At 71.8% G+C, this 22,300-nt stretch carries 20 protein-coding genes; 13 read left to right on the top strand and 7 right to left on the bottom strand.

Annotated elements, in window-relative coordinates; translation table 11 throughout:
- Window positions 1-67 precede the first annotated feature (67 nt).
- Together ACFP1Z_RS26770 and ACFP1Z_RS26765 are read right to left on the bottom strand one after the other, a co-directional pair.
- Complete coding sequence (locus ACFP1Z_RS26770; RefSeq protein WP_390320181.1) at window positions 68-523, bottom strand: tellurite resistance TerB family protein; 456 nt, start codon at window positions 521-523, stop codon at window positions 68-70.
- Window positions 524-642: 119 nt separating this feature from the next.
- Complete coding sequence (locus tag ACFP1Z_RS26765; protein WP_390320179.1) at window positions 643-1,671, bottom strand: rod shape-determining protein; 1,029 nt, start codon at window positions 1,669-1,671, stop codon at window positions 643-645.
- Window positions 1,672-1,923: 252 nt separating this feature from the next.
- Between ACFP1Z_RS26765 and ACFP1Z_RS26760 the strand changes: the two genes are divergently transcribed.
- Window positions 1,924-2,163 (top strand): DUF397 domain-containing protein, encoded by a 240-nt coding sequence (locus tag ACFP1Z_RS26760; RefSeq protein WP_390320178.1) that lies wholly within the window; start codon window positions 1,924-1,926, stop codon window positions 2,161-2,163.
- 64 nt (window positions 2,164-2,227) lie between these two features.
- Here the strand turns inward: ACFP1Z_RS26760 and ACFP1Z_RS26755 are convergent, their stop codons facing one another.
- Complete coding sequence (locus tag ACFP1Z_RS26755) at window positions 2,228-2,725, bottom strand: ATP-binding protein (protein WP_390320177.1); 498 nt, start codon at window positions 2,723-2,725, stop codon at window positions 2,228-2,230.
- 376 nt (window positions 2,726-3,101) lie between these two features.
- Here ACFP1Z_RS26755 and ACFP1Z_RS26750 point away from each other — a divergent pair, with 376 nt between their 5' ends.
- From ACFP1Z_RS26750 to ACFP1Z_RS26735, 4 genes are all read left to right on the top strand, one after another.
- On the top strand, window positions 3,102-3,965 hold the full coding sequence (locus ACFP1Z_RS26750) for a helix-turn-helix domain-containing protein (protein ID WP_390320176.1): 864 nt from the start codon (window positions 3,102-3,104) through the stop codon (window positions 3,963-3,965).
- A gap of 87 nt (window positions 3,966-4,052) precedes the next feature.
- Window positions 4,053-5,510, top strand: coding sequence for an aldehyde dehydrogenase family protein (locus tag ACFP1Z_RS26745; protein WP_390320175.1), 1,458 nt, complete (start codon window positions 4,053-4,055; stop codon window positions 5,508-5,510).
- Window positions 5,511-5,626: 116 nt separating this feature from the next.
- Entirely contained in the window at window positions 5,627-6,238 is a 612-nt protein-coding gene (locus tag ACFP1Z_RS26740) for a DinB family protein (protein WP_390320174.1), read from the top strand.
- Window positions 6,239-6,299: 61 nt separating this feature from the next.
- Window positions 6,300-6,884 (top strand): PadR family transcriptional regulator, encoded by a 585-nt coding sequence (locus tag ACFP1Z_RS26735; protein ID WP_390320173.1) that lies wholly within the window; start codon window positions 6,300-6,302, stop codon window positions 6,882-6,884.
- A gap of 153 nt (window positions 6,885-7,037) precedes the next feature.
- Here the strand turns inward: ACFP1Z_RS26735 and ACFP1Z_RS26730 are convergent, their stop codons facing one another.
- Together ACFP1Z_RS26730 and ACFP1Z_RS26725 are read right to left on the bottom strand one after the other, a co-directional pair.
- Window positions 7,038-8,453, bottom strand: coding sequence for a glutamate decarboxylase (locus ACFP1Z_RS26730; protein WP_390320172.1), 1,416 nt, complete (start codon window positions 8,451-8,453; stop codon window positions 7,038-7,040).
- A 131-nt stretch (window positions 8,454-8,584) separates the two neighbouring features.
- Complete coding sequence (locus ACFP1Z_RS26725) at window positions 8,585-8,953, bottom strand: YbjQ family protein (protein WP_390320170.1); 369 nt, start codon at window positions 8,951-8,953, stop codon at window positions 8,585-8,587.
- A 232-nt stretch (window positions 8,954-9,185) separates the two neighbouring features.
- Here ACFP1Z_RS26725 and ACFP1Z_RS26720 point away from each other — a divergent pair, with 232 nt between their 5' ends.
- Both ACFP1Z_RS26720 and ACFP1Z_RS26715 read left to right on the top strand, forming a co-directional pair.
- Window positions 9,186-10,916: a DedA family protein gene (locus ACFP1Z_RS26720; RefSeq protein WP_390320242.1), complete on the top strand. Its 1,731-nt coding sequence runs from the start codon at window positions 9,186-9,188 to the stop codon at window positions 10,914-10,916.
- A 184-nt stretch (window positions 10,917-11,100) separates the two neighbouring features.
- Window positions 11,101-12,792, top strand: a complete 1,692-nt coding sequence (locus ACFP1Z_RS26715) for a threonine/serine exporter family protein (protein WP_390320169.1) — start codon at window positions 11,101-11,103, stop codon at window positions 12,790-12,792.
- Between the two features lie 121 nt (window positions 12,793-12,913).
- On the opposite strand, the gene ACFP1Z_RS26710 is transcribed toward ACFP1Z_RS26715, so the two are convergent.
- Complete coding sequence (locus ACFP1Z_RS26710) at window positions 12,914-13,411, bottom strand: inorganic diphosphatase (protein ID WP_390320241.1); 498 nt, start codon at window positions 13,409-13,411, stop codon at window positions 12,914-12,916.
- 83 nt (window positions 13,412-13,494) lie between these two features.
- On the opposite strand from ACFP1Z_RS26710, the gene dacB reads away from it, so the two are divergent.
- From dacB to folE, 6 genes are all read left to right on the top strand, one after another.
- Entirely contained in the window at window positions 13,495-14,955 is a 1,461-nt protein-coding gene (dacB, locus tag ACFP1Z_RS26705) for a D-alanyl-D-alanine carboxypeptidase/D-alanyl-D-alanine endopeptidase (protein WP_390320167.1), read from the top strand.
- Between the two features lie 72 nt (window positions 14,956-15,027).
- Window positions 15,028-16,185 carry a zinc-dependent metalloprotease gene (locus ACFP1Z_RS26700; RefSeq protein ID WP_390320165.1) on the top strand — a complete coding sequence of 386 codons (1,158 nt, stop codon included), beginning with the start codon at window positions 15,028-15,030 and terminating at the stop codon, window positions 16,183-16,185.
- A 188-nt stretch (window positions 16,186-16,373) separates the two neighbouring features.
- Entirely contained in the window at window positions 16,374-17,405 is a 1,032-nt protein-coding gene (gene tilS / locus ACFP1Z_RS26695) for a tRNA lysidine(34) synthetase TilS (protein ID WP_390320163.1), read from the top strand.
- A gap of 88 nt (window positions 17,406-17,493) precedes the next feature.
- A complete protein-coding gene (gene hpt, locus ACFP1Z_RS26690) occupies window positions 17,494-18,033 on the top strand; it encodes a hypoxanthine phosphoribosyltransferase (protein ID WP_390320240.1) in 540 nt (179 codons plus the stop codon).
- A 252-nt stretch (window positions 18,034-18,285) separates the two neighbouring features.
- Window positions 18,286-20,280, top strand: a complete 1,995-nt coding sequence (gene ftsH / locus ACFP1Z_RS26685) for an ATP-dependent zinc metalloprotease FtsH (protein ID WP_390320161.1) — start codon at window positions 18,286-18,288, stop codon at window positions 20,278-20,280.
- 154 nt (window positions 20,281-20,434) lie between these two features.
- Window positions 20,435-21,040: a GTP cyclohydrolase I FolE gene (gene folE, locus ACFP1Z_RS26680; RefSeq protein WP_390320159.1), complete on the top strand. Its 606-nt coding sequence runs from the start codon at window positions 20,435-20,437 to the stop codon at window positions 21,038-21,040.
- A 61-nt stretch (window positions 21,041-21,101) separates the two neighbouring features.
- On the opposite strand, the gene ACFP1Z_RS26675 is transcribed toward folE, so the two are convergent.
- The gene (locus ACFP1Z_RS26675) at window positions 21,102-22,214 is read right to left on the bottom strand and encodes an alpha/beta hydrolase (protein WP_390320158.1); all 1,113 of its coding nucleotides are present in this window, start codon (window positions 22,212-22,214) and stop codon (window positions 21,102-21,104) included.
- Window positions 22,215-22,300 lie beyond the last annotated feature (86 nt).

The following is a 22,300-nucleotide window of genomic DNA, read 5'->3' as shown; positions in this document are numbered from 1 at the left end:
CCGCCCGTACGGGGTGCCGGTCGCCCGCGGGGCCCGGGCCCGTACCGTCAGCGGCCGCCACAGGCTTCTACAGGTCGAACTCGGCCGGGTTGATGCCCAGCGCGAAGCACGCCTCGCGCACCACGGCCCGCTCCGTCTTGTCGAAGTCCCCGTCGGCGCCGCCGATGACGATGCCGATCTGGATCACCGCGCGGGCCTCGGTGGGCTTCTTCGCCACCTTCCCGATGGTCTGCAGCATGCTCACCTTGCCGAAGTCGAAGTCGGCGGTGAGCTTGTGGCAGCAGTCGTTGAAGCGCGACTGAAGGTCGTCGGCCGGGAAGTTGCGCAGCACCTCGTTGGTGGCGATCAGCGCCGCGACCCGCTGCCGCTCCGAGGCGTCGATCGAGCCGTCGGCGGCGGCCACCAGCGCGCACATCGCCATGCTCGCGTCCCGGAACGCGCCGCTCTTCAGCTCGTTCTTCTTCGCCACCAGCTGGCCCTGCATCAGCGTGGCGGAGTCCTTGAGCCGGTCCCAGAGCGCCATCTGTCCATCTCCTCGTTCAAGATCGGGGTGCACAGATCAGAACCGCTCCAGTGGGTAAAGAAGTTCCCAAGGGGCGGGGCGGATTCTCCGGGCGGCCCATGGCCCGGGGCGAGGGGGGCTCAGCCGGTCATGGGGTCCCGGTGCAGCAGCCGCATCCGGCCCTCGATCATCGCGCCGAGCCCCAGCACCGCGCACACGTCCGGGTTCTCGGCGATCCGCACCGTCAGCCCCGTCGCCTTGGCGATCATGCGGTCCAGTCCGGGCAGGACCGCGCTGCCGCCCGCGAGCGTCACCCCGCCCTCGACGAGGTCCGCGACCAGATCCGGCTGGCAGGCCCGCAGCACCCGGCTGATCGCATCGATGACCACGGTGAACGGCGTCTGGATCGCCTCGCGGACATAGGCCATCTCCACGGTCACCGTGCGGGAGAGCCCCGTGGCCACGTCGCGCCCGCGCACCTCCTTGCCCTCGACCACCGGCTCCTGGCACAGCGCCAGGTGCAGCGGGTGCAGCCCCTGCGAGGGCAGCTGCAGCTCGTGCCGGCTGCGCACGTGCTGGACCACCGCGTAGTCGATCGCGTCCCCGCCCACCAGGACCTTCTCCGCCGCCACGATCTGACCGAGCGACAGCACCGCCACCTGGGTCGAGGCCGCCCCGCACACCACGATCATGGAGGCCTCCGGCTGCTCGACCGGCAGCCCGCAGCCCACCGCCGCCGCGATGAGGGTGTCCACCGCCTCCACCCGGCGCGCCCCCAGCCCCGTCAGGGTCTCCGAGGCCGCCCGCTGCGCGAGCGGCTCCGCGTCGTGCGGCAGGCACACCGCGGCCCGCAGCAGCGGCTTGCGCCGCCAGGCCTTGCGGATCTTCTCGTCCACCAGGAAGCGCAGCATGCGCTGGGCCATGTCGATGTCGACGACGGTGCCGCCCGAGATCGGCCGGACGACCCGGATGTGTCCCGGGGTGCGGCCCGCCATGCCCTCGGCGAGCGAGCCGACCGCGATGAGGGAGCCGGTGCGGGTGTTGACCGCCGCGAGGCTCGGCTCGTCCACGATCAGTCCGGTCTCCCGGAGGTAGACCCGGGTACGGGCGGCCCCGAGATCGACGGCGACGGTGCAACGGCGAAGCTGCTCAAGGCTGTAGGTGGTCATGGCAGCCATCCTGCGGCCTTCCCGCGCGGGGTGCCCGTTGCGATGGCCTGTGGGGGTGACGTGTCGTCAGGGGTTGGGCCGTTCGGGTGTCCCGTGTGCACCCTGTTGGCACAGCGCAGCGAAACCGCCGGAGCACGGTACGTGCACGTGCATCGGCCCGTGCATGGGCACATGAACGCGGTTATGATCCGGGGTAGTTGCTCACCCCACCCTTCGTGCCGGGGTGTCCCCTGCAAGCTCCGGGAGAGTCCTGTGCCTCACGCGTTCAACGGCATGGCTGCCACGGACCTTCGAGGAGTCGTCTGGCGCAAGAGCCGGCACTCCAACTCGCAGGGGTCCTGCGTGGAGTTCGCGAAACTGCCGGGCGGCGCGGTCGCCGTGCGCAATTCCCGCTTCCCGGACGGCCCGGCGCTCGTCTACACCCCCGCCGAGATCGAGGCGATGCTGCTGGGGGTCAAGGACGGCGAATTCGACGATCTGGTGGGTGACTGACCCGGCCCCTCCCGCCGGCCGGCGGCGCGCCGGTACGCTGTGCGCCCGGCGCGGTCAGTCGCGGTCAGTCGCGGTCCCGGGGCAGCCGGAACAGCGCCCAGACCACCTTGCCGCGCACCGCGCCCGTCAGGGGGTGCCAGCCCCAGGTGTCACTGAAGGACTCGACCAGGAACAGCCCGCGCCCGCACTCCGCCGAGGCGTCGGCCTCGCCCGCGACGGGACTCTCCTCGCTCGGGTCGCGCACCGCGCACACCAGGCGCGAGGTCCAGCGCATCAGGTGCAGCCGTATCGGCGTCTCGGCGTCGGGGCCCGCCGGATGCCCGTCCGGCAGCCCGTACCGCATGGAGTTCGTGACCAACTCCGAGACGACCAGGGCCACATCGTCGAAGAGGACCGAAAGTCCCCACTGGTGCAGGGTCGTTCTGGTGAACCTCCGGGCCGTCCGGACCGCTTCGAAGCGGGGCGGCAGGGCGCAGGAGGCGGAACCGGAGACGGCCGATGGGGCGATCGGTGGCAGCCCTCGCCACAGCGGTGAGAGCACAGTCGATCCTTCGGTACCCATCCGAGGCACTCCTGGCAATCGTGGACGTGACACGCACGTGTGCGTGTCCATCGTTGCCGAACGCGGCAGGCGCATGCAAGGGCAGATGCACGTGCACGAGGGGGGTTTGGGGGCGCACGAACGGATTCGGACGCAATTCTTCCTACGCCCTCCTCGGTACGGCCGGCGGACTGCCGACGGCTGTGTAATCGGATGGACACTCAACGGAGCCCGAAGATGGCAGACTTCAGCGCCGGGGGAACGGGGGACGCCCTCTGTGAGGGACTCCCTCGGGCGGGAGAGCACGGGAGGCCTTCGGGGAGGCAGCGCGAGAGACGGCCGGCACGACCCGGACGGACGAGGCCCGGCGCACGCCGGGCGAGGAGGAGTCACGGAGATGGCCACGAGCGAGTCGAGCGGTTCGGTGGTGCGCCGCATCCTTCTGGGATCGCAGCTGCGCAGGCTGCGCGAGTCCCGGGGCATCACGCGGGAGGCGGCCGGCTACTCGATCCGGGCGTCCGAGTCCAAGATCAGCCGGATGGAGCTGGGCAGGGTGAGCTTCAAGGCGCGCGATGTGGAGGATCTGCTCACACTCTACGGAGTGATCGACGAGGGCGAGCGCGAAGCGCTGCTCGGCCTCGCCCGGGAGGCCAATGTCGCGGGCTGGTGGCACAGTTACGGTGATGTGCTGCCCGGATGGTTCCAGACGTACGTGGGACTGGAGGGCGCCGCGTCGCACATATCGATCTACGAAGTGCAGTTCGTGCACGGGCTGCTGCAGACCGAGGGCTACGCCCAGGCCGTCGTCGTGCGCGGCCAGCCGGGCGCCGAGGAGGCCGAGATAGAGCGGCGGGTCTCGCTGCGCATGGAGCGGCAGAAGCTGCTGTTCTCCGAGCGGGCGCCGCACTTCCACGCGGTCCTCGACGAGGCCGCGCTGCACCGCCCGTACGGCGGGGAGGCCGTCATGCGCGGCCAGCTGGAGCACCTGATCGACATCTCCGAGCAGCCGAACGTCACACTCCAGGTCATGCCGTTCGCCTACGGAGGACACGCGGGCGAGAGCGGCGCGTTCACCATGCTGCGCTTCCCCGAGTCGGACCTGTCCGACGTGGTCTACCTGGAGCAGCTCACCAGCGCCCTCTACCTGGACAAGCCGGACGAGGTCGCCCAGTACGCGAAGGCGATGGAGCGGCTCCACGACGCGAGCCTGACCCCCTCGGAAACCCGCGAGCTCATCCGGCGGCGTCTCCAACTCCTATGACACATGCGTACGATGACGTCCCATCAGGAGTACGACTTTCCGTTCGGGCGCCGTCGCGCGCCCCCGTTCTCCAGACAGGGATGGCGCATGTCCTTCTTCGAGGAGCTGGCGTTCCAGTACATCGACGGTGAGTGGCGCACCGGCAGCGGGTCCTGGGACATCGTCGACTTCAACCCCTACAACGGGGAGAAACTCGCCACGATCACCGTGGCCGGGACCGACGAGATCGACGAGGCGTACCGCGCCGCCGAGCGCGCCCAGCCGCAGTGGGCCGCCACCAACCCGTACACCCGCAGACTGGTCTTCGAGCGCGCCCTGGCCGTCATCGACGAGCGCGAGGGCGAACTCGCCGCCGCCATCACCGCCGAGTGCGGCGGCACCGCGCTCAAGGCGGCCTTCGAGCTGCGCCTGGTACGGGAGTTCCTGCGCGAGGCCATCCACCTCGCGCTGCGCGCCGAGGGCCGCATCCTGCCCTCCCCGGACGGCACCAAGGAGAACCGGCTCTACCGCCTGCCGGTCGGGGTCGTCGGCGTGATCAGCCCCTTCAACTTCCCCTTCCTGCTGTCGATGAAGTCCGTGGCCCCCGCACTCGCGCTCGGCAACGCCGTCGTCCTCAAACCGCACCAGAACACCCCCATATGCGGCGGCGGACTGGTCGCCAAGGTCCTCACCGAGGCCGGACTGCCCCCGGGCGTGCTCAACGTCGTCGTCACCGACATCGCGGAGATCGGCGACGCGCTCATCGAGCACCCGGTGCCCAAGGTGATCTCCTTCACCGGCTCCGACCGGGTCGGCCGGCACGTCGCCTCCGTCGCGGGCGGGCACTTCAAGCGCGTCATCCTCGAACTCGGCGGCAACAGCGCCCTGATCGTCCTCGACGACGCCGACCTCGACTACGCGGTCGACGCCGCCGTCTTCAGCCGCTTCGTGCACCAGGGGCAGGTGTGCATGGCGGCCAACCGCGTCCTCGTGGACCGCCGCGTGGAGCGGGAGTTCACCGAGAAGTTCGTCGCCAAGGTGCGCGGTCTGAAGGTCGGCGACCCGGGCGATCCGACGACCGACATCGGCCCGCTCATCCACTCGGGCCAGGCCGAGGCCGTCAACACCCTCGTCGACCAGACCGTCGCCGACGGCGCGAGGATCCTGCTGCGCGGCGAGACCTCCGGCTCCCTCGTCCCGCCCACCGTGCTCACCGACATCCCCGAGGGCTCCCCGGTCCTCACCCAGGAGATCTTCGGCCCGGTCGCGCTGATCATCCCCTTCGACGGCGAGGACGAGGCGGTCCGGCTCGCCAACGCCACCCCCTACGGGCTGAGCGGCGCCGTCCACACCGGGAGCGTCGAGCGCGGTGTACGGGTCGCCCGCCGCGTCGACACCGGGATGATCCACGTCAACGACGGGACCGTGCACGACGAGGCGATCGTCCCCTTCGGCGGCGAGAAGCAGTCGGGCGTCGGACGGCTGAACGGCGAGGCGATGGTCGAGGCGTTCACCACCACCAAGTGGATCTCGATCCAGTACGGGCGGACACAGTTCCCGTTCTGAACCCGGTCCCGTTCTGAATCCGGCTTCCGAACCCGGCAGGCATATAGGACCGGAGCTGTCCGCATGGGGTCCTACCGTGAGGACGTCGCACCCCAGCGCACGAAAGGCAGGGCCCCATGCCCACGCACGTGATCGAGAAAGACCCCGCCGACGAACGCGGCACCCTGCTGGCCTTCCTCGACGCCCAGCGCGGCGGCATCCGCCGCTCCGTCCTCGGCCTCACCGACGAACAGGCGCTCACCGTCCCCAGCGCGAGCGAACTGTCCCTCGCCGGGCTGCTCAAGCACGCCATCAGCGCCGAGGCCAACTGGGTGGAGATGGCCAAGGGCCGTGCACGGCCCGTGGACGAGGAGGCCATGAAGCAGTTCGAGCAGAGCTTCCGGCCCACCGGGGAGGAGACGGTCGCCGCCCTGCTCGCCTCCTGGGAGGAGGCCGCCGCCGAGACCGAGCGCTTCGTGCGCGCGCTGCCCGGCCTGGAGGAGACCTTCGCGCTGCCGCCGGCGCCCTGGTTCCCGCAGGAGTCGCGGGCCTCGATGCGCTGGATGCTCCTGCACCTGATCGAGGAGCTGGCCCGGCACGCCGGCCACGCGGACGTCATCCGCGAGTCCCTCGACGGCCGGACCGCCTTCTCGCTCGTCGACCAGGAGCAGCAGGAGCGGAAGGAGCAGGAGGAGCAGGAGGAGCAGCAGGGGCAGAGGGGACGACAGGCGGCCTCCGGCCGGGTGTGAGCCGCGTCCGCCCAGTGCCTACGCTGAGCACGGCAAGGCACTGGGCGGAATGAGGGTGACGATGTCGGCGATCCGGCTGCTGGTCCTGGGCGCGGTCCGCCAGCACGGGCGGGCCCACGGCTACCAGGTGCGCGGCGACCTGGAGTCCTGGGGCGCGCACGAGTGGTCCAACGCCAAACCCGGGTCGATCTACCACGCGCTCAAGAGCATGGCGAAACAAGGGCTGCTGCTCGCCCACGACACCGCCCCCAGCGAGGCGGGCGGCCCGCCGCGCACCGAGTACGAGCTGACCGGGGCCGGGGAGCGCGAGTACTTCCGGCTGCTGCGCGAGGCACTCACCACGCCCGGCCAGAAGGTCGACGTCCTCACCGCGGCCGTCGGCTTCCTCGTCGACCTGCCGCGCGCCGAGGCGATCGCCCTGCTCAAGCAGCGCGTGGCCGCCCTCGCCGCGTGGCGCGAGGAGATCCGCAAGAACTGGACGCCCGGCGAGGACGAGGACTGGGGCCACATCGGCGAGATCGTCGGCCTGTGGACGCACACGGCGCACAGCGGCGAGGAGTGGGCCCGGGGGCTCGTCGAGCGGCTGGAGAACGGCGCGTACGTCATGGCCGACGAGGGCGACCCGTGGCAGGGCGTCGTACGCTGACGGACCTTCGGCGAGCGGGCCGCGTCAGCGCTTCAGTGCCGGAAAACTTCAGTGCCGGAAACTTCAGTGCCGGAAACTTCAGTGCCTGCAACTTCAGCGCCGGAAACTTCAGTGGCTGAAACGTCGGTGGCTGAAACTTCAGCACCTGAAAGATCAGTGGTGGAAAGCGGTGGCCACCGCCTCCGGGCGGCCCAACGGCCCGGGCTGCCGCCGCAGTTCGGGCAGCAGCGAGTGCAGGTCCTCCAGGAAGAGGTCGGCGAGATCGTGCGTGAAGCCGTTGCGGCACACGATCCGCAGCACAGACAAGTCCTCCCGGTCCGGCGGGAAGCTGTAGGCGGGCACGAGCCAGCCGCGCTCGCGCAGCCGCCGCGAGACGTCGAAGACGTCGAACGCCGTGACCCCGTCGGCCGTCGTGAACGCGAAGACCGGCAGCTGGTCCCCGCGCGTCAGCAGCCGGAACTCCTCCAACTCCCCGATCCGCGCGGCCAGTCGGCACGCCACGTCCCGGGTGTTCTGCTGCACGGCACGGAAGCCCTCGCGGCCCAGCCTCAGGAACGTGTAGTACTGGGCGGCCACTTGGGCGCCGGGCCGGGAGAAGTTCAGCGCGAACGTGGGCATGTCGCCGCCCAGATAGTTCACACGGAAGACCAGCTCCTCCGGCAGCGCCGCCCGCTCCCGCCACAGCGCCCAGCCCACACCCGGGTACACCAGCCCGTACTTGTGCCCCGAGGCGTTGATCGACGCCACGCGCGGCAGCCGGAAGTCCCACACGAGACCGGTGTCCAGGAACGGCGCCACCAGCGCGCCGGACGCGCCGTCCACGTGCACCGGGACGTCCAGGCCCGTCCGCTCCCGCAGCGCGTCCAGCGCCGCGCAGATGTCCGCCACCGGCTCGTAGGAGCCGTCGAAGGTCGAACCGAGGACGGCCACGACGCCGATGGTGTTCTCGTCGCAGAGCGCGGCCGCCGAGGCCGCGTCGAGGTGGAAGCGCTCGCCCTCCATGGGGACCTGCCGCGCCTCCACCTCCCAGAAGTTGCAGAACTTCTCCCAGCACACCTGCACATTGGCGCCCATCACCAGATTGGGCCGCGCCCCGCGCGAGGGATAGCGGTCGGCGTTCGCCAGGGCCCAGCGCCGTTTGAGGGCAAGCCCCGCGAGCATGCACGCCTCGCTCGACCCGGTCGTCGAGCAGCCGACGGCGGAGGCCGGATCGGGCGCGTGCCACAGATCGGCGAGCATCGCCACGCAGCGCCGCTCCAGTTCGGCGGTGCGCGGGTACTCGTCCTTGTCGATCATGTTCTTGTCCCGGCACTCGGCCAGCAGCACGTCCGCCTGCGGCTCCATCCACGTCGTGACGAAGGTCGCCAGGTTCAGCCGCGCGTTGCCGTCCAGCATCAGTTCATCGTGCACGAACTGGTAGGCGGTGTGCGGGGGCATCGGCCCGTCGGGCAGCGTGTGCCGGGGCGGCTCGGCGGCCATGCCCGCGACCGGGTCGGCCTCGCCGTAGAAAGGGTTCACCGAGTAGCCGCGCCCGGGGGCGCGGACGTGTGTGCCTTTGTGGAGCGCCATGCCGGGTCCCTACCACCGGGCACCGGCCGACACGCTCGTACGGACTCCGGCGTCCCCCGCCCGGACACACCTCCGGGCGGGCGGCCGCACGCGTGCGTACGGGCCGGCCCGCCCGGAAGCGGATAACGCGCTCACTGCTGCGGGGAGACGACCACGGCAGTGCCGTACGCGCAGACCTCCGTACCGATGTCCGCCGCCTCCGTCACGTCGAAGCGGAACATCAGCACCGCGTTCGCGCCACGCGCGCGTGCCTGCTCGATGAGCCGGTCCATGGCCTGGTTGCGGGTCTCCACCAGGGTCTTGGTCAGACCCCGCAGCTCGCCGCCGATCAACGACTTCAGGCCCGCACCGATCTGGCTGCCGATGTGCCGGGAGCGCACCGTCAGCCCGAAGACCTCGCCGATGACGCGGTCGACCTTGTAGCCCGGCACGTCGTTGGTTGTGACCACGAGCACACCGGCCTCGCCGGACTGCCCGCCCCCGTACTCCTCGATGCCCATCGCATCCACCTCCGTGGTGTGAAGTTTCCCCGCTCACCTGCCGGGACGCATGCCGGGGCCTCCTGGTTGAGCCCCGTGCGGGAGGGGTCCGGAGCCCGTCCGGAACCGGGGGGCCGGGGGCCGCGTTGGTACCTTTGGGGTTCGCGCATCCCAAGCACCGCCTCCCGGCCGGCGGCCGGGCCCCGCGCCGAGCCTGTGCCCTCGACCCAGGAGCCTGTGACCCGTGACCCCCATGACCACCCTCGCGCTCGGCCCGCAGTGGCTCGACGCGAACTATCTGATCGACCACTTCGGTCTGATCGGTGTCCTGGCCATCGTCTTCGCGGAGTCCGGCCTTCTGATCGGCTTCTTCCTGCCGGGCGACGCGCTGCTGTTCACCACCGGCCTGCTGGTCACCACGGGCCAGATCACGCAGCCGCTGTGGCTGGTGTGCGTGCTCATCGTGATCGCCGGGATCCTGGGTGACCAGGCCGGCTATCTCTTCGGCCGCAAGGTCGGCCCCGCGCTCTTCCGGCGCCCCGACTCCCGCCTCTTCAAACAGGAGAACGTGGAGAAGGCCGCCGAGTTCTTCGACAAGCACGGCCCGAAGTCCCTCGTGCTGGCCCGCTTCGTCCCGGTGATCCGCACGTTCACGCCGATCATCGCCGGCGTGAGCCGCATGAACTACCGCTCCTTCATCATCTTCAACGTCCTCGGCGGTGTGCTGTGGGGCGCCGGCGTGACGCTGCTGGGCGCGGCCCTCGGCAAGATCGCATTCGTCAACAAGAACATCGAGTTCATCCTGGTCGGCATCGTGCTGGTCTCGGTGATCCCGGTCGTGATCGAGCTGCTGCGCGCGAGGGCCCAGGCGAAGCGGGGCGCCTCCGCGGCGGGCGAGGACACGGCCGCGCGGGTCCCGGCCCCCGCCGACGGTTCCGGCCACGACGGCCACACGGCGGAGTTCGCCTGGCCCGGCGCGCAGCCGACTGCCGAGACCGCGCCTCCGGCCGGGCGCGGCGGCATCCAGTCGGCGCCGCTCGCGGGTGCCGGCTTCGGGCAGGCGGGCCCGTACGGCGCTCCCGGCGGACCGGGTGCGTACGGGCGGGACGGCGACTTCGCGCAGGCGGCTCCCGGCCCGTTCGCCGGGCAGGACGGCCGGGGCGGTGGCGCGTACGGGCAGGCGGGCGCGGCCGGGCACGGTGGTGCGGCGGCACAGTACGGGCAGGCGGGCGCGGCCGGGCACGGTGGTGCGGCGGCACAGTACGGGCAGGCGGGCGCGGCCGGGCACGGTGGTGCGGCGGCACAGTACGGGCAGGCCGGTGCGGCCGGGAGCGGTGGCGAGGGGGCGCGGTTCGGTCAGCCGGGTTCCGGTGCCCCGGGTGGCCGGGTGAGCGGCGCCTACGGGCAGGCGGGCGCGGCCGGGAGCGGCGTTGACTTCGCGCAGACGGGCGGGGCCGGGCACGGTGGCGTGGCTGTTCCGCCGTCGCGGCCCGGCGCCCAGGCCGGTCCGTTCGCCGGGCAGGACGGCGGGGCCGGTGGCGCGTACGGGCAGTCCGGTGCGGCTGGGCACGAGGGTGCGGCCTCGTGGTTCGGGCAGTCGGGTTCCGGTGCGCCGGCCGGCAGCGGGGCGGGTGTCCACGGGCGCGGTGACGGGTTCGCGCAGCCCGGTCAGGGCGCCCCGCAGTTCGGAGCGCCGGGGCAGGGCGCCGGGCCCGCCCCGGCCGGGACCGGTGGGTACGGCCAGCCCGGTCCGTACGGGCAGGGTGCCGGGTCCGGCATGCCGCAGCAGCCCGGGCAGCCCGGCTGGGGGAGCGGCGCGTACGGCGCCCCGTACCAGCAGGACGGCCACCCCGGCCCGTACGACCCGTCCGGCCCCGGCGGGCAGGGGAGCGCGTACCCGGGCCAGTACGGCGTACCGCGCCAGCCGGGACACGGCGACCCCACCGACCCCGACTTCCCGTACGGCCACCACGCCCGGCACTGAGCCACCGGGCCCGCCCCGAGCCGCAGCGCGCCGCGCATCCGCTTACCCCGCCCCCGTTGAGCGCCCGTACGCCTGATCGGGCATGGTGGCCCTAAGCGGGCGCGGGGCCGCGTCGGTGCGCGGCTCCGCCGCGCCGTGGTTTTCCGGCGGAGCGCCTGGCGCGCACGTGGCGAGGAGTGGTCTGGTGGCGGAACGGAAACGGCCGCGGGGGGAGCGGGAGACGGAAGCGGCCGAGGACCGCAAGCCGGCGTCCGACGAGGCGCGCAGCGCCTTCACCCCGCCGACCGGCGTACCGCTGCCGCAGTCCCCCGAGGACGAGCACCCCACCTCCGAGTTCGCCGTCCCGGAGGGCATCGCCGAACCCGAGGCGCAGCCCGAGCCCCCCGGTTCCGCTTTCGTCCTGCCCAGCGGCGCCGTCCTGCCGGACGCGAGCACCACGCAGTCCACGCCGCTGCCCGGGTTCACCCCGCCGCACGGTCTGCCCAGGGTCAGCCTGACCAAGGAAGCCCCCTGGCAGGACCGGATGCGCACGATGCTGCGCATGCCGCTCGGGGAACGGCCGGTGCCCGAGCGGGCGGAGAAGGCCGAGGAGGAGGGGCCGCCCGTACCGCGCGTCCTCGATCTGACCCTGCGCATCGGCGAGTTGCTGCTCGCCGGCGGCGAGGGCGCCGAGGACGTGGAGGCGGCCATGTTCGGCGTCGCCCACGCCTACGGGCTCGGCCGCTGCGAGCCCACCGTCACCTTCACCCAGCTGTCGGTCAGTTACCAGCCGTCCCTGGTGGACGACCCGGTCACCGCGAGCCGCACCGTGCGCCGCCGGGGCACCGACTACACCCGGCTCGACGCCGTCTTCCGCCTCGTCCACGGGATCACCTCGCGCGGACTGACCCTGGAGGAGGCCTACCGCGGCCTCGCCGACATCCGCCGCAACCGCCACCCGTACCCGGTCTGGGTGCTCTCCCTGGCCTCCGGTCTGCTGGCCGGCGCGGCGAGCCTGCTGGTCGGCGGCGGCCTCGTGGTCTTCCTCGCGGCGGCGGCCGGCGCGATGCTCGGCGACCGGCTCGCCTGGCTCGCGTCCGAGCGCGGGCTGCCGGAGTTCTACCAGTTCGTCGTGGCCGCCATGCCGCCCGCGGCGATGGGTGTCGCGCTCAGCGCCGGCCACTCAAGCGTCCAGGCGTCCGCCGTGATCACTGGCGGGCTGTTCGCCCTGATCCCCGGGCGGGCGCTCGTCGCGGGCGTCCAGGACGGCCTGACGGGCTACTACATCACCGCCGCCGCCCGGCTGCTGGAGGTCGGCTACCTCATCGTCGGCATCGTCTGCGGCGTCCTCGTCGTCCTCTACGGCGGTGTGCACGTCGGCGGCCGCACCCTCAATCCCGAGGCGGTGCTGGAGCGTCAGGAGCGGCCCGTCATCCAGATCGTCGCGGCGATGCTGCTGGCGCTGGCGTTCGCGGTCCTGCTGCAGCAGGAGCGGCACACCGTGCTGTTCGTCACCCTCAACGGCGGTGTCGCCTGGGTGATCTACGGTGCGCTCGCCGACACCGGCGGCCTGGACCCGATGCCCGCGACCGCCCTCGCGGCCGGCCTCGTCGGCCTGTTCGCCCAGCTCCTCTCGCGCTACCGCCACGCGTCCGCGCTGCCGTACGTCACGGCGGCCATCGGTCCGCTGCTGCCCGGTAGCGCCATGTACTTCGCGCTGCTGAACTTCGCCCAGAACAAGCTGGACGTCGGTATGGCCAGCCTGACCAGGGCCGCCGCCCTCGCCCTCGCCATCGCCATCGGCGTGAACCTCGGCTCCGAGGCGGCCCGGCTCTTCCTCGGCGTGCCCGGCGCCGCCGCCGGGCGCCGCGCCGCGAAACGCACCCGCGGCTTCTGAAAAGCGGCCGCCTGTCGAAAGAAAAGCGGCCGCCTGCCGGAAAGCGGGCACAACGCCGACGGGCGGCCCGCCCTCCCGCAGGGAAGGGACGGACCGCCCGTCGGACACGGCCTGCCGGGGCTCAGTGGTGCGAACCGCCCGCGGCCTCCAGACGCTTGTAGGATGCCTCGATCTCGGCCTCCGCCTCGGCGCGGCCGACCCACTCGGCACCCTCGACCGACTTGCCCGGCTCCAGGTCCTTGTAGACCTCGAAGAAGTGCTGGATCTCCAGGCGGTCGAACTCCGAGACGTGGTGGATGTCGCGGAGGTGCTCCACGCGCGGGTCGTTCGCCGGGACGCACAGCAGCTTGTCGTCGCCGCCGGCCTCGTCCGTCATGCGGAACATGCCGATCGCGCGGCACTTGATGAGGCAGCCGGGGAAGGTCGGCTCGTCCAGGATGACCAGCGCGTCCAGCGGGTCGCCGTCCTCGCCGAGGGTGTTCTCGACGAAGCCGTAGTCGGCCGGGTAGCTGGTCGAGGTGAACAGGCGGCGGTCCAGGCGGATGCGACCGGTCTCGTGGTCCACCTCGTACTTGTTCCGCGAACCCTTCGGGATCTCGATGGTGACGTCGAACTCCACGGGTGGCTCCTCCATGATCAACACATACGTCTGGTGATTAAGTGTCCCCCACGCAGGCGTGTGGTGGCGAAAGGGGCTGGTCCATGGTGTCAGAGGCCCGATGGTGGCAGATCGGCGGCCGCGTCGGCATCCCCCCGGCGCAGCGGCACACCCTCCGGCTCGTCGCGCTCTCGGCGACGGCGGGCCTGCTCGTCGCGGCGGGCGCGGTGGCGGCGGCGGGTCCCTGGGAGGGCGGGCAGCGCCGGGCCGAACGGGAGCGCGCCGCCGCGGTGGCGGCGCACGCCGACTCACCGCACGCCCCGTCCGTGACGCCGGGGACCCCGCCCGTCCTCGCCGCCCTCGGCGACGGCGCCGGGAGCCCGCCCGCGCGCGCCGGGCTGGCCGCCGTCCTCGACCCGCTGCTCAGGGACCCGGCGCTCGGGGCGCAGGCGGCCGGGGTGGTCTACGACGCCGCGACCGGGCAGCGGTTGTACGGTTCCGGCCAGGACGGCGCGTACACCCCCGCCTCCACCGTCAAACTCGCCACGGCCGCCGCAGCGCTCACCGCCCTCGGGCCGGACCACCGCATCGAGACCACCGCCGTCCGCGAGGGCGACACCGTGGTCCTGGTCGGCGGCGGCGACCCCACCCTCACCGCGCGCCCCGCGAACGGGGCCGGGCCGCGCCCCGCGAGCCTGGCGGACCTGGCCGATGCCACCGCCCGCGCCCTGAAGGCGGACGGCAAGGACCACGTCAGGCTCGCCTACGACACCTCCCGCTACACCGGCCCCACCCAGCACACCATCGGCCCCAACGACAACATCGCCCCGGTCACCGCCCTCATGGCCGACGAGGGGCGCCTGGACGCCTCCGACCACGGGCCCGCCGACCGCACCGCCGACCCCGCCGGGGACGCGGCCCGCGCGTTCGCCGCGCTGCTGCGCGAACGGGGCGTGAGCTGCGAGGGCGAGCCCGCCGAGGGCCGCGCCCCGGCCGGTGCCCGCCCGCTCGCCGCGGTCTCCTCGCCACCGCTGTCGGCGCTGGTCGAGCGGGCGCTGACCACCAGCGACAACGACATCGCCGAGGCCCTCGCCCGGCAGACCGCGCTCGCCTCCGGCCGCCCCGCGAGCTTCGAGGGCGCCGCGCAGGCCGTCACCGAGCGGCTGCGGCAGCTCGGTCTGCCCCTGGACGGCGCCCGTATCGCCGACGGCAGCGGCCTGGACCGCGCGGACGCCCTCTCCCCGGACCTCCTCGCCCGGCTCCTCGCACTGGCCGCCGACCCCCGCCGCCCCGCGCTGCGCCCGCTCCTCACGGGCCTGCCCGTGGCCGGATTCAGCGGCACCCTGCGCGGCCGCTACGGCGACGGGGCGGCGGGCCGCGGCCTCGTCCGCGCCAAGACCGGCACCCTCACCCGCGTCAACACCCTGGCCGGTACCGCGGTCGACGCCGACGGCCGCCTGCTGGCCTTCGCGTTCATGGCCAACGGCACCACCGACGCCGACGGCGCCCAGCGCGCCCTGGACCGGATGGCCTCGGCCGTGGCGGCCTGCGGCTGCCGCGGCTGAGGAGGACCGGGCCCGCCCGGGGTCTTCCCGCACCCCTGACCGCGAGCCGCGCGCACCACGTACCGTGAACCCATGACGAGCATCGGTGGTGCGGAGATGGTCGACTGGAAGCTCGCGGTGGCGACCGCGACCCGGCTCGTACGGCCCGGCCCGGAGGTCGGCCGGGACGAGGCGCGCGCCGTGGTCGCGGAGCTGCGGCGGCACGCGAAGACCTCGGAGGAGCACGTCCGTTCGTTCACGCGGATGACGCCGCCGGGCGCCGAGGGGGTAGGGGCGGCGGCCGACGACACCCCGGTGCTCGTCGTGGACCGCCCCGGCTGGATCAGGGCGAACGTCGCCGGCTTCCGGGCCGTGCTGGGCCCGCTGCTGGAGAAGATGCAGGAGAGGCGCGGAGCGGTGCCCGGGGGCGCCGTGCTGGGCGCGGTCGGCGGCAAGGTCACCGGCGTCGAACTGGGCATGCTGCTGTCGTTCCTGGCCTCCCGGGTGCTCGGCCAGTACGAGACCTTCGCCCCGGCGACGCGCGAGCTGCCCGGATCCGCCTCCGGCGGCGGCAGGCTGCTGCTGGTGGCCCCCAACATCGTCCACGTCGAGCGCGAACTGGAGGTGGCCCCGCACGACTTCCGGCTGTGGGTGTGCCTGCACGAGGAGACGCACCGCACCCAGTTCGCCGCGGTGCCCTGGCTGCGCGACCACATCGAGGGCGAGATCCAGACCTTCCTCGGCGAGACCGAGATCGACCCGGCGACCCTGCTGGAGCGGCTGCGCGAAGCGGCGCAGTCCTTCGCCGGGGGCAGGCCGGAGGCCGGCGCGGACGGCGAGGAGGGGCGCGGCGGGCGGAGCATCGTGGACCTGGTCCAGACCCCCGCCCAGCGTGAGATCCTGGGACGGCTCACCGCGGTGATGTCCCTGCTGGAGGGTCACGCCGACTACGTGATGGACGGGGTGGGGCCGCAGGTCGTGCCCACTGTCGCGGAGATCCGGGAGAAGTTCCAGCAGCGGCGCGCGAGCGGCGCGGGCCGCCTCGACGTGGCGCTGCGCAAGCTGCTGGGCCTGGACGCCAAGCTGCGGCAGTACCGCGACGGCGAGCGTTTCGTACGGGCCGTGGTCGAGGAGGTCGGCATGGACGGCTTCAACCGCGTGTGGACCTCGCCGAACACCCTGCCCACCAAGGCGGAGATCGCCAAACCGGCGGACTGGGTCGCGCGGGTGCACCGCCGCACCGACTCGTGAAGCGGATGCTCCACCTCCGGGTAGAACGCTTCCGTAATCACCCGTCCGAGGGAGCGTGAGCCCGGGGTGGGCGTGCGATGCTCGGGTAATGGCTCGCTTCTGTCACCATCGACGCACACAGCGTGACTGAGGCTCGTAGCTCGCGCAGCTCCGAACCATCTCCATATGGAACGATTGGACACACGGACATGGGTCCACATCCCGCGGTCGCCGCGATACGCCTGGCGGTCCGCCGCGTACTCCACGACGTCCTCACCTCCACCCCGCCCGCATCCGTTCCCCCCGCCCCCGCCGGAGGGGCTCCGCTCCGCCCCCTGGTCCTGGCCGCCTGTTCCGGCGGCGCCGACTCCATGGCCCTCGCCTCCGCGCTGGCCTTCGAGGCCCCGAGGCTCGGCGTCCGGGCCGGCGGGGTCACCGTCGACCACGGCCTGCAGCCCGGCTCCGACACCCGCGCCGCCGAGGTCGCCGAGCGGCTGCGCGTCCTCGGCCTCGACCCCGTGGAGAGCCTGAGCGTGGCCGTCGGCCGGGACGGCGGGCCCGAGGCCGCCGCCCGCGACGCCCGCTACGCCGCGCTCGACGCCGCCGCCGAGCGGCACGGCGCCGCCGCGGTCCTGCTCGGCCACACCCGCGACGACCAGGCCGAGACCGTGCTGCTCGGGCTCGCCCGCGGCTCCGGCATCCGCTCGCTGTCCGGCATGGCCTCCGCCTCCGGCACCGGCAACCGCTACCGCAGGCCCTTCCTCGGCCTGGACCGGCAGACCGCGCGCAAGGCGTGCCTCGTGCAGTCCCTGCCCGTCTGGGACGACCCCCACAACACCGACCCCGCCTACACCCGCTCCCGGGTCCGCCACGAGGCGCTGCCCGTCCTGGAGAAGGCCCTCGGCAAGGGCGTCGTCGAGGCCCTCGCCCGCACCGCCCAGCTCTCCCGGGACGACGCCGACGCCCTCGACGACTGGGCGGCCACGGTGGAGCCCTCCGTCCGTGACGAGTCCGGTGCCCTGGAGACCGCCAAGCTCTACGCCCTGCCGCCCGCCGTCCGCCGCAGGGTCCTGCGCCGCGCGGCCATCGCCGCCGGCTCCCCCGCCGGCTCGCTCTTCGCCCGCCACATCGAGGAGATCGACCGGCTCATCACCGGCTGGCGCGGCCAAGGTGCCATCAATCTGCCCGGTCGCGTCGCGGTCCGCAGGCAGGGTGGCAGACTGGTGCTCCGGCAGGGCTGAATCGAACTCGTGCGAACGGGGCTCGGCGGCCCGCGACTGCCGGACGAGCCGTAACCGAACGAGAGTGGCGCGGGTGGACGAGAAGGACATGGGCACCGACCTGAAGTCGGTGCTCATCACCAAGGAAGAGATCGACGCGAAGCTCGCCGAACTGGCGGCGAAGATCGACGCGGAGTACGCGGGCCGGGAGCTGCTCATCGTCGGTGTCCTCAAGGGCGCCGTGATGGTGATGGCGGACCTGGCGCGTGCCCTGTCCACCCCCCTGACCATGGACTGGATGGCCGTCTCCTCCTACGGCGCGGGCACCCAGTCCTCCGGGGTGGTGCGGATCCTCAAGGACCTCGACACCGACATCAAGGGCAAGGACGTCCTGATCGTCGAGGACATCATCGACTCCGGCCTGACCCTGTCCTGGCTGCTGTCGAACCTGGGCTCCCGCGAGCCCGCCTCCCTCAACGTCGTCACGCTGCTGCGCAAGCCGGAGGCCGCCAAGGTCGCCATCGACGTCAAGTGGGTGGGCTTCGACATCCCCAACGAGTTCGTCGTCGGCTACGGGCTGGACTACGCGGAGAAGTACCGCAACCTGCCCTGTGTGGCCACGCTCGCGCCGCACGTCTACGGCGGCTGAGCCCCTCCCGCGAGGGCGGGCGGTACCGGCCGGCGGGAACTCTTCGCGGGTTTCCGCCGTTGGAGCAGGGGAAGGCGGGTTGGTTGACCGTCTGCGGCGGCGTCGGGTGACAATGCTGGGGTACCGTCCGAAGGTCAGTCTTTTTCAAGCTTTTCAAGGTCGAGCAGTACACCGTACGCACAGGCCCCCCGCACAAGGGGCAGCCGTGCCTCACTGTGGCAGGAGGGACGGGGCGCTCGGCGCCCCGTATGGATGGACGTGAAGCGCTACTTCCGTGGGCCGGTCATGTGGATCGTGCTGGCCGTCCTCGCCGTGGTCGTGTTGATGCAGGTCGTCGGCTCGTCCGGCGGCTACAAGTCGGTGGACACCAGCCAGGTCGTGAACGCGATCGCCAAGGACCAGGTGAAATCGGCCGAGCTGACGACCGGCGACGAGAACAAGATCAAGGTCGAGCTCAAGGACGGCTTCAAGGTCAAGGGCAGCGGCAAGATCCAGGCGAACTACATCGGCGACCAGGGCGTCGACCTCGCCAAGACGCTGCAGGCCAACGCCGAGAAGAACATGGTCCCGGACGGGTACAACGTCTCGACGTCGAAGCAGAACCCCTTCATCGGGGTGCTGCTCTCGCTGCTGCCGTTCGTCCTGATCGTCGTCGTGTTCCTGTTCCTGATGAATCAGATGCAGGGCGGCGGCTCCCGGGTGATGAACTTCGGCAAGTCCAAGGCCAAGCTCATCACCAAGGACACCCCGAAGACGACCTTCGCCGATGTCGCCGGTGCAGACGAGGCCGTCGAGGAGCTCCACGAGATCAAGGAGTTCCTCCAGGAGCCGGCCAAGTTCCAGGCCGTCGGCGCCAAGATCCCCAAGGGCGTGCTGCTGTACGGCCCGCCCGGTACGGGCAAGACGCTGCTCGCGCGCGCCGTCGCCGGCGAGGCGGGCGTGCCCTTCTACTCGATCTCCGGCTCCGACTTCGTCGAGATGTTCGTGGGTGTGGGTGCCTCCCGGGTCCGTGACCTGTTCGAGCAGGCCAAGGCCAACGCCCCGGCCATCGTCTTCGTCGACGAGATCGACGCCGTCGGCCGGCACCGCGGCGCGGGCCTCGGCGGCGGCCACGACGAGCGGGAGCAGACCCTCAACCAGCTGCTCGTCGAGATGGACGGCTTCGACGTCAAGGGCGGCGTCATCCTGATCGCCGCCACCAACCGGCCCGACATCCTCGACCCGGCGCTGCTGCGCCCCGGCCGCTTCGACCGGCAGATCGCCGTCGACCGCCCGGACATGCAGGGCCGGCTGGAGATCCTCAAGGTCCACCAGAAGGGCAAGCCGGTCGCCCCGGACGTCGACCTCTCGGCCGTCGCCCGCCGCACCCCCGGCTTCACCGGTGCCGATCTGTCCAACGTGCTGAACGAGGCCGCCCTGCTGACGGCCCGCAGTGACCGGAAGCTGATCGACAACGGCATGCTCGACGAGGCGATCGACCGCGTCGTGGCCGGTCCGCAGAAGCGGACCCGGATCATGAGCGACAAGGAGAAGAAGATCACCGCCTACCACGAGGGCGGTCACGCCCTGGTCGCGGCGGCGTCCCCGAACTCCGACCCGGTGCACAAGATCACCATCCTGTCCCGGGGCCGTGCGCTCGGCTACACCATGGTCCTGCCCGACGAGGACAAGTACTCCACCACGCGCAACGAGATGCTCGACCAGCTCGCCTACATGCTGGGCGGGCGCGCGGCCGAGGAGCTCGTCTTCCACGACCCGACCACGGGCGCGGCCAACGACATCGAGAAGGCCACCGCCACCGCCCGCGCGATGGTCACCCAGTACGGCATGACCGAGCGGCTCGGCGCGATCAAGTTCGGCTCGGACAACAGCGAGCCGTTCCTGGGCCGTGAGATGTCGCACCAGCGCGACTACTCGGAAGAGGTCGCGGCCCTGGTCGACGAAGAGGTCAAGAAGCTCATCGAGACCGCGCACAACGAGGCGTGGGAGATCCTCGTCGAGAACCGTGACGTCCTCGACAACCTGGTGCTGGCGCTCCTGGAGAAGGAGACGCTGAACAAGGAGGAGATCGCCGAGATCTTCAAGCACGTCGTCAAGCGGCCGCCGCGCCCGGCGTGGACCGGTTCCTCGCGCCGTATGCCCTCCACCCGGCCCCCGGTGCTCTCGCCCAAGGAGCTGGCCCCGAGCAACGGCGGAGTGAACATCGAGAAGGTCGAGCTCCCCGAGGACACCCGCCCGGAGAGCTGAGCCGCAGCTCCGTACCGCGAGCCGACCGGCCGGGAGCGTGTTCGAGCCCGGAATGGATGCCGCGTCACCCAGGTTATTAGCCTTGGTGGCGCGGCATCCCGCATTCCGGGGCCGAAGCCGGCTGTCCTTCCGTACGAGAGAACGAGGCAACTCCATGACCGACCCGGTGACGCTGGACGCCGAGCACACCATCGGCGACTTCGACGAGAAGCGGGCCGAGAACGCCGTCCGAGAGCTGCTCATCGCCGTGGGGGAGAACCCCGACCGGGAGGGCCTGCGGGAGACCCCCGCCCGAGTGGCGCGCGCGTTCAAGGAGATATTCGCCGGCCTGTGGCAGGAGCCGGAGGACGTGCTGACCACGACCTTCGACCTCGGGCACGACGAGATGGTGCTGGTGCGGGACATCGAGGTCTACAGCACCTGCGAGCACCACCTGGTGCCCTTCCACGGAGTGGCGCACGTCGGCTACATCCCGTCGACCACCGGCAAGATCACCGGACTGTCCAAGCTGGCCCGCCTCGTGGACGTCTACGCCCGCCGGCCGCAGGTCCAGGAACGGCTCACCACCCAGATCGCGGACTCGCTGATGGAGATCCTGGAGGCGCGGGGCGTGGTCGTGGTCATCGAGTGCGAGCACATGTGCATGTCCATGCGGGGCATCCGCAAGCCCGGCGCGAAGACCCTGACCTCCGCGGTCCGGGGCCAGCTGCGCGATCCCGCGACCCGCGCCGAGGCGATGAGCCTGATCATGGCCCGCTGAGCGCGGCCGGGCCCGGGGCAGGAAAAAGGCCCGCCGGAGCGGGCCGAAGGAGCGGGGCGTCTCACGCGCTGAGGCGGCTGCCCATCCACTGCAGAGTGCCGGGGATCTCACGGCGCCAGGTGTTGAAGTTGTGGCCGCCGCTCTCCAGGATCATCGACGACACCCGGGTGGGGTGCTGCTTGGCCAGGTCGATGAACTTCAGGGTGTCCTTGTAGTTGTGCTCACCCTGCTTGCTGCTGGTCACCAGCAGCGAGACGGGCGGCAGCGGCTTGTTCTGCAGCCGCCACATCAGGTCGTTCTCCTGCTCCAGCTTCTTGCTGCCGCCGAAGAGGTCACCGGTGGTGGGGTCCTGCAGCGCCTTGTAGTAGCCGGACAGGGCGGCCGCCGCACCGTAGGAGTCGGGGTGGCGCAGGGCGAACTTCAGGGCGCAGTAGCCGCCGGTCGAGTCGCCGATCATGCCCCAGTTCGCGGGCTTCAGGCCGATCCGGTACTGCTGGGACAGGGCCTTGCGCAGGTCCTTGACGAAGAAGGTCTCGCTCTGCGGGCCGTTCGGTATGTCGACGCACTCGGTGTCCCGGGGCGGGGCGACGGTCGGCCGCATCATCACGAGGATGGTGGGCTGCATCTTCTTCTCCTTGGCCAGCTTGTGCGCGACCTGCGGGTAGTGCAGCCCCTTGATGAGGGCCTCCGCGGTGCCCGGGTAGCCGGTCAGGACGACCGAGGCGGGAAAGCTGCGGTGCGCGTACTCCGGCTGGAAGTACTCGGGCGGCAGGTACACATAGGCGGGGCTGGCGATCTTCGACTCGGTGCCCTGGATGTTGACCTGCTCGATGCGGCCGGCGACCCGGGCCACCGAGGCGCGCGGGACGTTCACCAGCTGGATCCCTTTGACCTGCACCTGCTTGGCGCCCGCGCTGTGGTCGACCACCACGCCCTGCTCCTGCTCCTGGCCGAAGAGGTCCGCCCACGAGGCGTAGAAGCCGAAGGAGTAGTTCGCGTACAGGCCGATCGCCGCGAACAGGGTCAGCTGGGTGACGAGAAGCATGCCGATCCGGCCGAGAACGGACCCGGCGGTCCGCTTCCCCAGCCGGGGCCAGAGCCAGACCGTCAGAGCGAAGAGCACGAGCGCCGCTATGGCGGCCAACAGCAGAACTGTCTTGCTGGTGAGACCCATGAGGTGCTTTCTGACCGGGCGCCCCGGTCCCCCGGGTCGCGGAATGGTTACTTCTTTCCGGGCGCGGCCCAGGCGGAACCTCAACC

Origin of the sequence: Streptomyces gamaensis (genome assembly GCF_042656465.1) — a bacterium.
Classification (GTDB): domain Bacteria; phylum Actinomycetota; class Actinomycetes; order Streptomycetales; family Streptomycetaceae; genus Streptomyces; species Streptomyces gamaensis.
The sequence above is the reverse complement of the archived record's forward strand: the minus strand, read 5'-3'. Positions and strand labels throughout refer to the sequence as shown.